Source organism: Paenibacillus sp. S-38, assembly GCF_049942825.1.
Lineage (GTDB): Bacteria > Bacillota > Bacilli > Paenibacillales > NBRC-103111 > Paenibacillus_G.
Genome location: NZ_CP187970.1, coordinates 5,458,557 through 5,472,520, shown reverse-complemented (window position 1 = coordinate 5,472,520; position 13,964 = coordinate 5,458,557). Strand labels below are relative to the sequence as shown.

Below are 13,964 nucleotides of genomic sequence, written 5' to 3'. Positions count from 1 at the left end.
GTTTTTTGAAGTTTTGGTATGGGCAGGAGCGCCGCTCGGCAGGCTGACCCCGGACAAACAGGGATGCGGAAAGTGTACGGCCGCCTTTGAAATCAAGCAGCTTCCTATCTCATTCATCATTGTGGCAGCTTGATTTCAACAGCGGTGGAGCAGCCCTGTTTGTCCGCCCACAGCACGCACGTGAGGCCAGCACTGCCCAGAAAAACCATTCAAACCTCAAAACGACTAACCTTTTGTTACATAAGGGCAGGGGATCTCTCATCCTTATGCCCTTTATTGTTTTTTATGGGGGAGGGGCAGCATGACCAGCAGTACGGCGCAGAAACGGGACCGGTTCGAGATGCTGATGCATCAGGCCGGGGTGCCGAACGATGTCGTTCATCAGTTTTTCAGCGACGGATATATCGACAGGGTGGAGACGAGCCGCAGGAACCGGGAATGGATGTTTTATATCGTCAAAACCAAGGTCATTCCGCAAGACGTATACCGATCCTTCTGCAAGACCATCCGCGACAAGTTTTCACATATTGCGAACATCCGTTTTGTTTTGCAGTATACCGCTGACGTGTCGGTCGAAGAGGTGGCCCACGAATACTGGACGATGTTTATCGAATGGGTCCAGCGGGAGCATCCTTCGATCAACGGATGGATGACCAAAGCGAAAATCGATGTGAAAGGCACCAACCTGACACTCCATTTGCTCGACACGATCGGCATGGAGCTCGCGAAGAAGAAGGATATCGGCGGCCTCATTCAATCTTATTTTTCCAATTTCTTTGGTGTGCAGCTGTTCGTGAAATATACCGTGGATCAGGCGCGGGAGGAAGTATTCGAGAAATTCGCGCAGCAGATCATCGAGGAACAGCGCGAAGTTACATCCGTCATGATGACGAGTGTGGAGCCGGAGGAGTCACAGGAGCCTGAGCCGGAAGGCGAAGTCAAGCTCATGGTCGGCTACGATATCAAAGAACCGGCCGTGCCTCTGCAGAATGTAAGAGACGAAGAGAAGAAAGTCGTGGTGCAGGGCTCCGTCTTCGGCGTCGAGGTCAAAGAGCTGAGAAACGGAAGTACCCTGTTCACGTTTAATATAACGGACTTTTCGGATTCCATCATGGTCAAGGCGTTCGCCAAGACCAAGGAAGACGTGAGGATTTACAGCCTGATCAAGAACGGCACCTGGTTGAAAATGAAGGGTAAGGTCGAGTACGACCGGTTCATGCAGATTCCGGAGCTTGTCATGATCCCCTCCGACGTCAACGAAATCTCCGCGCCGCCCGACCGCAAGGACGATGCGGCGGAGAAGCGCGTCGAGTTTCACCTGCACACGACAATGAGCACCATGGACGGCATTACGCCGATCGACCAGTACATCAAGATGGCCGCCAAGTGGGGCCACAAGGCCATCGCCGTCACAGATCACAGCGGGGTGCAGAGCTTCCCGGAAGCGAATAAGGCGGCCAAGAAGAACGGCATCAAGATGATCTACGGCGTAGAAGCCAATGTCGTGGATGATTCGGTCAAGGTGGTTCATAACGCGACCGAGATTCCGCTGGCCGATGCCGAGTACATTGTCTTCGATATCGAGACCACAGGTCTGTCGGTCACGAGCAACAAGATCATCGAGATTGCCGGCGTGAAGATGAAAGAGGGCAAGGAAATCGACCGGTTCAGCACCTTCGTGGATCCGCATGAGCGCATTCCGTATAATATCCAGCAGCTGACGAACATCACGGACGAAATGGTCCGGGGGGCGCCGGAGATCGAAGAGGTGCTGCCGCAGTTCATCGAGTTTATCGGAGACAGCGTGCTCGTCGCGCACAATGCGCGGTTCGATATCGGGTTTATCCAGGCGAACTGCAAGCGCCTCGGCCTCCCGGAAGTGAAGAACCCGGTGCTCGATACGCTCGAGCTCGCGAGATTGCTCATGCCGACGTTGAAGAACCACCGGCTGAATACGCTGGCCGACAAGTTCAAGGTGTCGCTCGAGAACCATCACCGCGCGATCGACGACTCCATTGCACTCGGTTATGTGCTGTTCCACCTGCTGAAGGATGCCGCCGAAGTCGGCTATGCGCAGCTGCATCAGCTCAACGACCAGGTCGGCAAAAACTTGACGACCCAGCGTCCGTTCCACTGCTGCATCTATGCGAAGGATATGGTCGGCAAGAAAAACCTGTACACACTCGTGTCCTTATCGCATACGGAGTATTTTCACCGGGTGGCCTGCATTCCGAAGAGCAAGCTGATGGAGATGCGTGAAGGCCTCATCATTGCCTCGGGCTGTGAGAAGGGTGAATTCTTCGAAACCGTACTGAACAAATCGGTAGAGGAAGCGGAGAGCGTAGCGGAATTCTACGATGTGCTGGAAATCCAGCCGACCTGCGTTAACATGCATCTCGTGGAAAAGGGGCTTGTGGGCAGTCCGGCCCAGCTCGAAGACGCGAACAAGACGATCATTGCGATCGGACGCAAGCTCGGCAAGCCGGTCATTGCGACGGGCAACGTTCACTATCTGCATCCGCGCGACAAGATCTCCAGGGATATTACCATCAACGGCATTACGGGTTTTTCTCCGCTGAAGGATATCCGCAAGCCGGATGTCCACTTCCGGACGACGAAGGAAATGCTCGCCGAATTCGAGTACCTCGGCAAGGAAACGGCCTTCGAGGTCGTGGTCAAGAATACATCCGAGCTGGCGGACCGGTTCGAGGAACTGGAGCTGTTCCCGGATAAGCTGTTCACCCCGATCATCGAAGGGGCGGATGACGAGATCCGCAACACCTGCTATGAGACGGCACGGCAGCTGTACGGGGAGCCGATTCCCGAGGTGGTCACAGCGCGCCTCGAGAAGGAGCTCGTGCCGATCATCAAGTACGGCTTCTCGGCGAACTACCTGATCTCCGAGCGGCTCGTCAAAAAGTCGAACGCGGACGGGTATCTCGTCGGCTCCCGGGGATCCGTCGGTTCGTCTGTCGTGGCGACCTTCCTCGGCATCTCCGAGGTCAATCCGCTGCCGCCGCATTACACCTGCCGCTCCTGCAAGTTCAGCGAATGGATTCTCGACGGCTCGATCCCTTCGGGCTTCGACCTGCCGGACAAGGACTGTCCGCAGTGCGGGGAGAAGCTGAAGGGCGAGGGACAGGACATTCCATTCGAGACGTTCCTCGGTTTCAAGGGCGACAAGGTTCCCGATATCGACTTGAACTTCTCGGGTGAATACCAGCCGCATGCGCACAACTATACGAAAGAGATTTTCGGGGAGAAAAACGTATTCCGTGCGGGAACCATCGGTACCATCGCGGAGAAGACGGCCTACGGCATGGTCAAGAAGTACGAGGAAGGCCAGGGCAAATCGTGGCGGGGGGCGGAAGTCAACCGGCTGGCCCTCGGCTGCACGGGCGTCAAACGGAGTACGGGCCAGCACCCGGGCGGGATCGTCGTCGTGCCGGATTATATCGATGTGGACGATATCACGCCGGTGCAGTTCCCGGCCGACGACAAGACCTCCGAGTGGAAAACGACGCACTTTGACTACCACGCCTTCGACGCGAACCTGCTCAAGCTCGATATTCTGGGTCACGATGACCCGACGATGATGCGGATGCTGCAGGACCTGACCGGCATAGACCCGACAACGATCCCGATGAACGATCCGAAGGTCATGAGCATGTTCAACTCGGTTGATGCGCTTGGCGTGCGGCCCGATCAGATCCGCACACCGGTAGCGACATACGGGATTCCCGAGATGGGAACGAGGTTCGTCCGCCAGATGCTCGAGGAAGCCAGACCCTCCAGCTTTGCCGACCTGCTGCAGATCTCGGGACTGTCCCACGGAACGGGCGTATGGCTCGGCAACGCGCAGGAGCTCATCAAGAAGGGCATCTGCACGATCAAGACCGTGATCGGGTGCCGTGACGATATCATGCTGTATCTGATCTACAAAGCCGGGATGGATGCGAGTCTCGCGTTCAAGATCACGGAGAGTGTGCGTAAAGGTAAGGGGCTTACACCGGAGTGGAAGGAAGAGATGAAGCGGTGCAAGGTACCGGCCTGGTACATCGATTCGTGCGAAAAGATCGAGTACATGTTCCCGAAGGCGCATGCTTCGGCATACGTCATCTCGGCCGTGCGGACCGCCTACTTCAAGCTGTACCACCCGATTGCGTTCTACGCGACATACTTCTCCGTCCGGGCCTCGGACTTTGAGCTTGAGACGCTCTGCCAAGGCTATGACGCGATCCTTCGCCGCCTCATCGAGATTGAAGACAAAGGCTTCCAGGCGCTGCCGAAGGAGAAGAACATGATCTCCATTCTCGAGATGGCCCTCGAGATGACGGCGCGCGGATTTTCGTTCAAGCCGATCGATCTGTACCAATCCGACGCGACGAAATTCCTGGTTGACGGCGATTCGCTCATTCCTCCGTTTGCGGCTCTGGCCGGAATCGGGGAGAACGCCGCGAAAAGCATCGCTGCGGCGAAGGACGAGGGGCCGTTCCTCTCGATCGAGGACTTTCAGCGGCGCAGTAAGGCTTCCAAAACGATTGTCGAGCTGCTCGCCGGTATGAACTGCTTCCGCGGGCTGCCGGAATCGAACCAGCTGTCGTTGTTCTAATCATCCGATGCACTTATCCTATACACCATTATAGTCAATCTTTCCGGAAGCCCGCCGCTCCGGCGGTTCCGGTGCGGTTGCGCTGGGCAGAGAGCTATGGTATAATCTTCTATGGTAGCAATGTAATATCTCGTGACCAAAGAGTGGGGAAACCCACTCTTTACATTTTGTATAGGCTCTAAGCGGGTACAGCCCCGGTTTCCGGACGCGCTTTGCCAGGCATGATAGGAGGAAAAGTAGCCTTGAGCACACAAATCAAATCCACCGTGGAAGAACTCGTCCGTCCATTTCTGGACGACAACGGATTTGAGCTGGTCGACATCGAGTATGTAAAAGAGGGCGGCAACTGGTTTCTGCGGGTCTACTTGGACAAAGAGGGCGGCATCGACATCGATGACTGCACCCGGGTTACCGAGTACCTCAGCGCCAAGCTGGATGAGAAAGACCCGATTCCGGATGCCTACTTCCTGGAAATTTCGTCCCCCGGCGCGGAACGCCCCCTGAAGAAGACCCAGGATTACCATAAAGCCGTGGGCGAGCATGTGTTTATTACTACATACGAGCCGGTGAACGGGCTGAAGGAATTCGAGGGGACGCTGACTTCTTTTGACGAGGAGACGGTCGTTGTCACCATCGGCAAGAAGATACACAGCATTCCGTTCGCCAAAGTGGCCAGCGCTCGCTTGGCCATCTTATTCTAGGATCCGTTCGGTGCAGGTGCGAACGGTTCGTATTTTATGAGAGGGGGAACTCCATTCACATGAACATGGATTTTATCGAAGCGTTGAATGAGATTGAGAGAGAGAAAGGCATCGCCAAGGAAATTCTGATCGATGCCATTGAAGCGGCGCTGATCTCGAGCTATAAACGCAATTTCAACACGGCTCAGAATGTGCGGGTCGATATTAATCGCCATACCGGGTTAATTAAGGTATATGCGCGCAAGACCGTAGTTGAAGATGTTCTAGATCCGCGGCTTGAAATTTCGCTGCCGGCGGCAAGGGAGATCAGCCAGAACTACCAGCTCGACGATATCGTGGAGATTGAAGTCACGCCTCGCGACTTTGGCCGGATCGCGGCCCAAACGGCCAAGCAGGTCGTCACCCAGCGGATCCGCGAAGCGGAACGCGGGCTGATCTATAACGCCTATGTCGACAAGGAAGAGGACATCGTGAACGGGATCGTGCAGCGTCAGGACCAGCGCAACCTGTATATCGACCTCGGCAAGATCGAGGCAGCGATGCCGCTCAGCGAGCTCATGCCGACCGACAAGTTCAAGCACGGCGACCGTGTCAAAGCCTACATTACGAAGGTGGAGAACACGACCAAAGGCCCGCAGATCATCCTATCGCGTACCCATCCGGGCCTGCTCAAGCGTCTGTTCGAGCTGGAAGTGCCGGAGATCTTCCAAGGCGTGGTTGAGATCCGTTCGGTGGCGCGGGAAGCCGGTTTCCGTTCCAAGATTGCGGTTCACTCCCGCAACCCTGAAGTTGATCCGGTAGGCTCCTGTGTCGGTCCGAAAGGCATGCGGGTGCAGACGATCGTAGGTGAACTTAAAGGCGAGAAGATCGACATTGTCCGCTGGATGGAAAGCGTGGAGGACTATGTCGCCAATGCGCTGAGCCCTTCCAAGGTACTGGAAGTCCAGGTGTTCGAAGCCGAGAAGATGGCGCGCGTCATCGTGCCGGATTATCAGCTGTCCCTCGCCATCGGCATCAAAGGTCAGAACGCCCGTCTTGCGGCGAAGCTGACCGGCTGGAAGATCGACATCAAGAGCGAGACGCAGGCGGAGCAGGAGTTCGGCCGCGAGCGCACGTACACCGAAGAAATGCATCAGGATTCAGTCAGCATCGACTAGCCTGTCTTAGGCCGGCGATCGCTACGGAAAGGGGGAGAGCCGGATGAAACCCAGAAAGATACCTTTGCGCAAGTGTGTAGCCTGCAACCAGAGCATGCCCAAGAAGGAATTAATCCGGGTCGTCAAGACCCCGGATGACGTGCTGCTGATTGACCTGACGGGCAAGAAGGCGGGGCGCGGGGCCTACCTGTGCGGCAAGCAGTCCTGCTTCAAGCTGGCGAAGAAGTCGCGGGCATTTGACCGCGCCCTCAAGACGCCTGTCTCTCCGGACATCTACGATGCGCTGGAGCAGGATTTCATTAAAGTGGAAGACGAGTTTATTGCCGGTAAAGAAGCGGTGGATGATGAGCATGACGACGAATAACAAATTTTTCAATAATTTGGGTCTAGCTATGCGGGCCGGCAAAGTGGTTACCGGTGAGGATATGGTCATTGATTCTGTCCGTCACGGTCAAGCGAAGCTGGTCATCATCGCCGAAGACGCCTCTGCGGGGACCTATAAGAAAGTAAACGATAAATGCAGCTATTATCAAGTAACTCTTCATCAGTTTGGATCTAGGGAGCAGCTTGGAGCAAGTATCGGCAAGGAGGCCAGGGTTGTCCTGGCCGTCACCGATGCGGGATTTGCGCGCATGTTGTTGAAACAGTAGGAAAACGTTTCGGAGGTGGACAGTATTGACGAAACAAGATAATAATAAAGACAAGCTGCGGGTGTATGAGTATGCGAAGTCGCTCAACATGAGCAGCAAAGAGATTATTACCATCTTAAAAAGACTGGGTCGTCCGGTCAACAATCATATGAGTGTAATGGAGAATGATGCGGTGGATAGTGTAGAGAAGTTTTTCAAAGACGTAAAGGCGAATGCAGCAGCGAAAAGATCAGAGAATAATGCAGTACCGGCAACAAACAAAACGGTAGCGGTAACCCCGAGACCGGAACAGCGTTCGTCGCAGGGATCCTCTCCTGCGCGCAGCAGTGAAGGCCAAGGCTCACAGGACGAACGTCCTGCAGCTGAGCGCAGCGGCAGCCAAGGCGGCAGCGGCGGTCAAGGCGGCGGCGGATACCGTGGCGGCCAAGGCGGCAGCGGCGGTCAAGGCGGCGGCGGATACCGTGGCGGCCAAGGCGGCAGCGGCGGCGGTCAAGGCGGCGGCGGATATCGCGGCGGCCAGGGCGGCAGCGGCGGCGGTCAAGGCGGCGGCGGATATCGCGGCGGCCAAGGCGGCAGCGGCGGCGGTCAAGGCGGCGGCGGATACCGCGGCGGCCAGGGCAGCGGCGGCGGTCAAGGCGGCGGCGGATACCGCGGCGGCCAGGGCGGCAGCGGCGGCGGTCAAGGCGGCGGCGGATACCGCGGCGGCCAGGGCGGCAGCAGCGGCGGTCAAGGCGGCGGCGGATACCGCGGCGGCCAGGGCGGCAGCAGCGGTGGTCAAGGCGGCGGCGGATACCGCGGCGGCCAGGGCGGCAGCAGCGGTGGTCAAGGCGGCGGCGGATACCGCGGCGGCCAGGGCGGCAGCAGCGGTGGTCAAGGCGGCGGCGGATACCGCGGCGGCCAAGGCGGCAGCGGCGGCGGTCAAGGCGGCGGCGGATACCGCGGCGGCCAAGGCGGCAGCGGCGGTGGTCAAGGCAGCGGCGGATACCGCGGCGGCCAGGGCGGCGGAGCCCGTACAGGCGCAGCTCCTGCGCCGGCAGCGGCGGCACGTCCGGATTCGCGACGCGGTAACTTTGACCAGCGTAACCGTACATCGGCCACTGGAGGCAAGCCCGCAGCGGCCGTAATCGATAAGGACGGCGAAGAGAAATTCAAGCGGAGCCGGCCGGCCGGCAAGCGGTTTGACGATAACAAGCCGGGCACAGGCCGCGGCGCAGGACGCAACAACCGGGGCAAGGGCGGACGGAACCAGGAGCCGCCGAAGCCGAAGATTGACAACACACCGAAGAAGATTATCGTGCGCGGCACGATGACGGTCGGCGAGCTGGCCAAAGCTCTTCACAAGGATGCGTCCGAAGTCATCAAGAAGCTCCTGTTCCTGGGTACGATGGCTACCATCAATCAGGAGCTTGATCTCGATGCGATTCAGCTGCTTGCGGACGACTATAAAGTGGAAGTCGAACTGAAAATTCCGGTCGAGGAAGACAAGTTCGAGCAGTTCGAAGAGAACGACGAGGAAGCGGATCTGCTGGAGCGTCCACCGGTTGTTACCATCATGGGACACGTTGACCACGGTAAAACCACGCTGCTTGATGCGATCCGCAGCACGAACGTCACCGAAGGTGAAGCTGGCGGTATTACCCAGCATATCGGGGCGTACCAAGTGGAGATTCATAATAAGAAGATCACGTTCCTTGATACCCCGGGTCACGAAGCGTTCACCTCAATGCGTGCTCGCGGCGCCCAGGTTACGGACATTACGATTATCGTTGTGGCGGCCGATGACGGCGTTATGCCTCAAACGGTCGAAGCCATCGCCCACGCGAAAGCGGCGAAGGTGCCGATTATCGTTGCCGTGAACAAGATCGACAAGCCGGATTCGAATCCGGATAAAATCAAGCAGGAACTGACCGAGTATGAACTAGTACCGGAAGAGTGGGGCGGAGACACAATCTTCTGCAACATTTCGGCGAAGCAGCGCATGGGACTCGAGAACCTGCTCGACATGATTCTGCTGGTGGCGGAAGTTCAAGAGTTCAAGGCGAACCCGAACAAGCGTGCAAGAGGTACGGTTATCGAAGCCGAGCTCGATAAGGGTAAAGGTCCGGTGGCCCGCGTCCTGATTCAGCACGGTACGCTCAAGGTCGGCGACAGCTTCGTAGCAGGCGTATGCTTCGGCCGCGTCCGCGCGATGGTTAACGACAAGGGCAAGAAGCTTAAGGAAGCAGGACCGTCCACACCGGTCGAGATTACCGGTCTGACGGAAGTGCCGCAGGCGGGAGATCCGTTCCTGGCCTTCGAAGACGAACGCAAAGCGCGTGACATCGCCGAGAAGCGTGCCATTACGCTGCGCCAGTCCGAGATTACCGCGAACTCCCGCGTTACCCTTGACGATCTCTACAAGCAGATCAAGGAAGGCGAGATCAAGGATCTCAACGTCATTATCAAGTCCGACGTGCAGGGTTCTGCCGAGGCACTCAAAGGCTCCCTCGAGAAAATCGATGTGGAAGGCGCCCGTGTCAAGATTCTCCTCAGCGCGGTAGGTGCCATTACGGAGTCCGACGTTATTCTGGCATCTGCCTCCAATGCGATCGTGATCGGCTTCAACGTCCGTCCGGAGCCGCAGGCGATGAATACGGCGGAGCAAGAGAAGGTCGACATCCGTCTGCACAGCATCATCTACAAGGTCATGGAAGAGATCGAATCCGCGATGAAGGGTCTTCTCGATCCGACATTCAAGGAAGTCGTCATCGGCCAGGCCGAAGTGCGCAACGTGTTCAAGGTTTCCAAAGTGGGTACGATTGCCGGCTGCATGGTCACCTCGGGCAAGATCAGCCGCAACGCTCAGGCCCGCCTGATCCGTGCCGGCATCGTGGTGTACGACGGCAAGATCGACAACCTCAAACGCTTCAAAGACGATGCCAAAGACGTGGCACAAGGCTACGAGTGCGGTATCTCCCTCGAGAAGTTTAACGACATCAAAGAAGGAGATATTATCGAAGCCTACGTTATGGAAACTGTAGAGAGGTGATCCCATGGCAAAAATTCGTGTCGGCCGAGTTGGGGAGCAGATTAAGAAAGAGATCTCCCAAATCATCCAATCCGAACTGAAGGATCCGCGCATCGGGTTCATCACCGTGACCGGTGTTGATGTCACGAACGATTTCTCTCAGGCCAAAATTTTCCTGAGCGTACTTGGCAGCGATGATCAGAAGGAAGCGACGCTGAAGGCGCTGGCGCGCAGCACGGGCTTTATCCGCTCGGAGCTCGGCAAGCGGATCCGGATGCGCAAAGTACCGGAGCTTCTCTTCAAATTCGATGCTTCCATTGATTATGGCAGCAAGATCGAATCGCTTCTTACTCAGATTAATGAGGAGAATGCGAATCTATGATCCCAGCGGATTATACCGCCTCGCTTCGCGCGACGGCGGAGTACATCCGGGAAGGTGACGAGTTTTTGGTCGTATCCCACATGCAGCCTGATGGGGATGCGGCCGGCTCGACCTTTGCGGCTGCCTGGATCTTACAGGCTTTGAACAAGAGTTACACATTGATTAACGAAGGACCGATGCCGGAGAAGTACATGTATATGGCTGCCGGCGTAGGTGCCATTCAGGCGTATGACCGGAACCCGCCCGAACGCAAGTTCGAGCGGGTCATATCCGTGGACTGTGCGGACTTCGGCCGGATCGGCAGGGTAAGCGAGTGTTTGTCACCGCAGGCCACGCTTCTGAACATCGATCATCACGCCACCAATGACCTGTTCGGTTCCGTGAATCTGGTTCGTCCGGATGCCGCGGCGACGGTCGAAGTGCTGTATGATCTTGTGCAGGAGCTCGGCCTGTCCATGCCGGATGGGCTTTGTACCTGCATCTATTCCGGACTGCTGACGGATACGGGCGGGTTCCGTTACTCCAACACCACGCCGAAGGTGCTCGGCATCGCGGCGGATCTGCTGGGGCGGGGCGTGAAGGGACATGAACTGGCGGAACGTCTTCTAGAGACGATGACGTACGGGCAGGTCTCCCTGCTGAAGCGGAGCTTGAACACGCTGAGCTTCAGCGGTGACAAGCGGATTGCCTGGCTTACCGTTACCTCGCAGGACCGCGAAGCGACCGGAGCCTCTTCCGATGACATGGACGGCCTTGTGAATTATGCCCGCAATGTGGAGGGCGTGGAGGTCGGCATGCTGTTCAAAGAAAAGGAGCCGGGTGTGATCAAGGTCAGCCTGCGCTCCGGAGGCGCGGCGGACGTTGCGGCCATCGCTCAGACCTTCGGGGGTGGCGGTCACGTCAAAGCGGCCGGCTGCACCTTCCGCGGAACGATGCAGGAAGCCGTGGATGCGGTAGTACGGGAAGTGGGGAAGGGAATCGCATGACGCTAGAAGGTATTCTGCCGGTCTGGAAGCCGGCCGGATTTACTTCACATGACGTGGTAGCCAAAGTTCGGCGCATCCTGAAGATCAAGCGTATCGGTCATACCGGTACGCTCGATCCACAGGTGACCGGGGTGCTCCCCCTGTGCATCGGACGGGCTACCCGCCTTGTGGAATACATACAGGAGCTGCCCAAGGAATACGAGGCGACGCTTCGTCTAGGGATCGCCACCGATACCGAGGACTTATCGGGCAGTGTGCTGCGTACCGAGGACGGGCTTAGCGCGAGGTTGACTCCGGAGCAAGTGACTGAAGCCATCCTTCGCTTTACCGGTGAGATCGAGCAGGTGCCGCCTATGTATTCCGCCGTCAAGGTGGACGGGAAGCGGCTGTACGATCTGGCCAGACAGGGGGTGGAGGTCGAGCGTAAGGCCCGCCGGGTGACCATTCACAGCATCGAGGTGCTTTCTGTGGATTGGACGGGCGATTATCCGGAAGTCCGGTTTCGCGTCCTCTGCTCCAAAGGCACCTACATCCGGACGCTCTGCGTTGACATCGGGGCGGCGATCGGCGTTCCTGCCGTGATGGCGAATCTCGTTCGTACTTCCACCGGACAGATCGGGGCGGAGTCCTGCCTGACGCTGGAGCAGATCGAAGAGCTTCAGCGGGATGGTGCGCTTCAGCCGAAGCTGCTGCCGATGGAGCGGGCGCTCGCCCACCTGCCGGAGGTGCTTCTGAACGAAGTCCAGACAGGGAAGGCGCTGCAGGGCCAGAAGATCCGGGTGCTTCCCGCTGCGGTCTCCCACCTGACAGGGGGCCAGACGGCTGCGGCTTTCTCCCCAAGCCATGAATTGATCGGGATTTATGAGTGGGATCCGTCCCAGGGGCTGCTCATTCCAAGCAAAATTTTCTCTTAATATGAATGTTGTCCAACGCGCCGGCTCCCTGCATGCAGGGGATCGGCCCGTTGTTTATCCCGGACCTGCGGCGGCAGCCGCCAAGGTCTGAAGTAGGTGAACGAAGCGATGATGAGAACGTTACAGCTCACATTCCCGCTGCCGTCCCCCGGCGGCGAGCGTCTGCCCTGCGGGGTTCTGGCCATCGGGGACTTTGACGGCGTCCATCTGGGCCACCAGGAAGTGATCGGCCGGGCCGTGGAGCGGAGCAGGCAGCTCGGACTGCCGGCCGCGATCATGACCTTCCATCCGCACCCCAGACAAGTGCTTGGCATGGACAAGTATACGCGCTTGCTCACGCCGCTTCCCGCGAAGGAGGAGCGTCTTCGTGAACTGGGCGTGGACACCCACTGCCTAGTCGATTTCAGCAAATCGTTCATGTGCGTGACGCCGGAGCAGTTTGTCGAAGAGATGCTGATCCCGCTTGGGGTGGACACCGTCTTTGTCGGATTCGATTTTACGTTCGGCCACCGAGGTGCCGGAACGCCGGATACGCTGTGCGAGCTGGCCGCCGGGCGGTTTGCGGTCGAAGTGGTCAGACCGTTTCATATGGACGGGCAGAAGGTCAGCTCTACGCTGGTGCGTGAGGCGCTGCTCACCGGACGGGTGCGTCAGGCGGCACATCTGCTCGGCCGCCCTTATCAAGTGACGGGCACGGTGGTGCACGGCGACGGCAGGGGGCATTCCATAGGCTTTCCTACCGCCAACGTGGAAGTACGGGAGCCGTATGTAGTGCCGGTGAACGGCGTGTATGCCGTACAGGTGGAAGTACGCGGGAGCAAGAGACCCGGGGTTATGAACCTGGGAGTGAAGCCGACCTTCGGCTCCGATCTGCAGGAGCCCGTGCTGGAGGCGCACTTGTTTGATTTTGACGATTCGGTGTACGGTGAAGAGGTCAAAGTGGAATTCATCGAATACATCCGGGCGGAGCGCAAGTTCGAAGCGGTCTCGGAACTGATCGAACAGATCCAGCGGGATGCCCGGGAAGCCCGGAATTTACTTACGGAAGAAAATTCCGCAGAAATGCTTTAATCTATTTTACTTTTTTTCTTCTTGATGCTATACTGGTTAACGTTGCTGTTTTCGCTGCAGGCGAAACCGGATGCTAGCGGGATACAGACAAGTATAAAGTAACCATGGCATGGAGACTCGATTCTCCGACGGTCTCTGGGCTAGAGGCAATGACTAGAACAATGGAGGTGAATTACCAATGGCACTTACACAAGAACGCAAACAGGAACTGATTGCTACTCATAAGACGCACGAGAGCGATACGGGATCTCCTGAAGTTCAGATCGCAATCCTCACGGAAAACATCGTGAACCTGACCAGCCATTTGAAGACGCACAAGAAGGACCACCACTCCCGTCGCGGTCTCCTCAAGATGGTCGGACAACGCCGTAAACTTCTGACGTACCTGAAGAACAAGGATGTTCAGCGTTACAGCTCCCTGATCGAGAAGCTCGGTCTGCGTCGCTAATCGGCACAATCACAAAGCAACCACGTTCGTCCTCTG

At 57.5% G+C, this 13,964-nt stretch carries 11 protein-coding genes; all 11 read left to right on the top strand.

Translation table 11 applies throughout. The annotated features are described in order from the left end of the window. The first annotated feature begins 301 nt into the window (after positions 1-301). The 11 genes from ACP26L_RS23975 to rpsO all read left to right on the top strand — a co-directional run bounded on the left by ACP26L_RS23975 (position 302) and on the right by rpsO (position 13,928). A complete protein-coding gene (locus tag ACP26L_RS23975) occupies positions 302-4,612 on the top strand; it encodes a PolC-type DNA polymerase III (RefSeq protein ID WP_426447032.1) in 4,311 nt (1,436 codons plus the stop codon). A 242-nt stretch (positions 4,613-4,854) separates the two neighbouring features. Continuing rightward, positions 4,855-5,313: a ribosome maturation factor RimP gene (gene rimP / locus ACP26L_RS23970; protein ID WP_426447030.1), complete on the top strand. Its 459-nt coding sequence runs from the start codon at positions 4,855-4,857 to the stop codon at positions 5,311-5,313. A 59-nt stretch (positions 5,314-5,372) separates the two neighbouring features. Then, positions 5,373-6,470 (top strand): transcription termination factor NusA, encoded by a 1,098-nt coding sequence (gene nusA, locus ACP26L_RS23965; RefSeq protein ID WP_426447028.1) that lies wholly within the window; start codon positions 5,373-5,375, stop codon positions 6,468-6,470. A gap of 43 nt (positions 6,471-6,513) precedes the next feature. After that, complete coding sequence (rnpM, locus tag ACP26L_RS23960) at positions 6,514-6,834, top strand: RNase P modulator RnpM (RefSeq protein ID WP_014371404.1); 321 nt, start codon at positions 6,514-6,516, stop codon at positions 6,832-6,834. Next, entirely contained in the window at positions 6,821-7,120 is a 300-nt protein-coding gene (locus ACP26L_RS23955; RefSeq protein WP_426447025.1) for a YlxQ family RNA-binding protein, read from the top strand. Before rnpM ends, ACP26L_RS23955 begins: the two co-directional genes overlap by 14 nt. A gap of 25 nt (positions 7,121-7,145) precedes the next feature. Then, the gene (infB, locus tag ACP26L_RS23950) at positions 7,146-10,148 is read left to right on the top strand and encodes a translation initiation factor IF-2 (RefSeq protein WP_426447023.1); all 3,003 of its coding nucleotides are present in this window, start codon (positions 7,146-7,148) and stop codon (positions 10,146-10,148) included. Positions 10,149-10,152: 4 nt separating this feature from the next. Continuing rightward, entirely contained in the window at positions 10,153-10,509 is a 357-nt protein-coding gene (gene rbfA, locus ACP26L_RS23945) for a 30S ribosome-binding factor RbfA (protein ID WP_426447021.1), read from the top strand. Further along, positions 10,506-11,495 (top strand): DHH family phosphoesterase, encoded by a 990-nt coding sequence (locus ACP26L_RS23940; RefSeq protein WP_426447019.1) that lies wholly within the window; start codon positions 10,506-10,508, stop codon positions 11,493-11,495. The genes rbfA and ACP26L_RS23940 overlap by 4 nt, the downstream gene beginning before the upstream one ends. After that, entirely contained in the window at positions 11,492-12,409 is a 918-nt protein-coding gene (gene truB / locus ACP26L_RS23935) for a tRNA pseudouridine(55) synthase TruB (protein WP_426447017.1), read from the top strand. The genes ACP26L_RS23940 and truB overlap by 4 nt, the downstream gene beginning before the upstream one ends. 108 nt (positions 12,410-12,517) lie before the next feature. Beyond that, positions 12,518-13,480 (top strand): bifunctional riboflavin kinase/FAD synthetase, encoded by a 963-nt coding sequence (locus ACP26L_RS23930; RefSeq protein WP_426447015.1) that lies wholly within the window; start codon positions 12,518-12,520, stop codon positions 13,478-13,480. A 178-nt stretch (positions 13,481-13,658) separates the two neighbouring features. Then, positions 13,659-13,928: a 30S ribosomal protein S15 gene (rpsO, locus tag ACP26L_RS23925; protein WP_426447013.1), complete on the top strand. Its 270-nt coding sequence runs from the start codon at positions 13,659-13,661 to the stop codon at positions 13,926-13,928. The last annotated feature ends 36 nt before the right edge of the window (positions 13,929-13,964 follow it).

Bases quoted from the DNA above. Each gene is read 5' to 3' on its own strand.
- ACP26L_RS23955 (WP_426447025.1), top strand. From the start codon at position 6,821: ATGACGACGAATAACAAATTTTTCAATAATTTGGGTCTAGCTATGCGG.
- nusA (WP_426447028.1), top strand. From the start codon at position 5,373: ATGAACATGGATTTTATCGAAGCGTTGAATGAGATTGAGAGAGAGAAA.
- ACP26L_RS23975 (WP_426447032.1), top strand. From the start codon at position 302: ATGACCAGCAGTACGGCGCAGAAACGGGACCGGTTCGAGATGCTGATG.
- rnpM (WP_014371404.1), top strand. From the start codon at position 6,514: ATGAAACCCAGAAAGATACCTTTGCGCAAGTGTGTAGCCTGCAACCAG.
- rbfA (WP_426447021.1), top strand. From the start codon at position 10,153: ATGGCAAAAATTCGTGTCGGCCGAGTTGGGGAGCAGATTAAGAAAGAG.
- rpsO (WP_426447013.1), top strand. From the start codon at position 13,659: ATGGCACTTACACAAGAACGCAAACAGGAACTGATTGCTACTCATAAG.
- ACP26L_RS23930 (WP_426447015.1), top strand. From the start codon at position 12,518: ATGATGAGAACGTTACAGCTCACATTCCCGCTGCCGTCCCCCGGCGGC.
- truB (WP_426447017.1), top strand. From the start codon at position 11,492: ATGACGCTAGAAGGTATTCTGCCGGTCTGGAAGCCGGCCGGATTTACT.
- ACP26L_RS23940 (WP_426447019.1), top strand. From the start codon at position 10,506: ATGATCCCAGCGGATTATACCGCCTCGCTTCGCGCGACGGCGGAGTAC.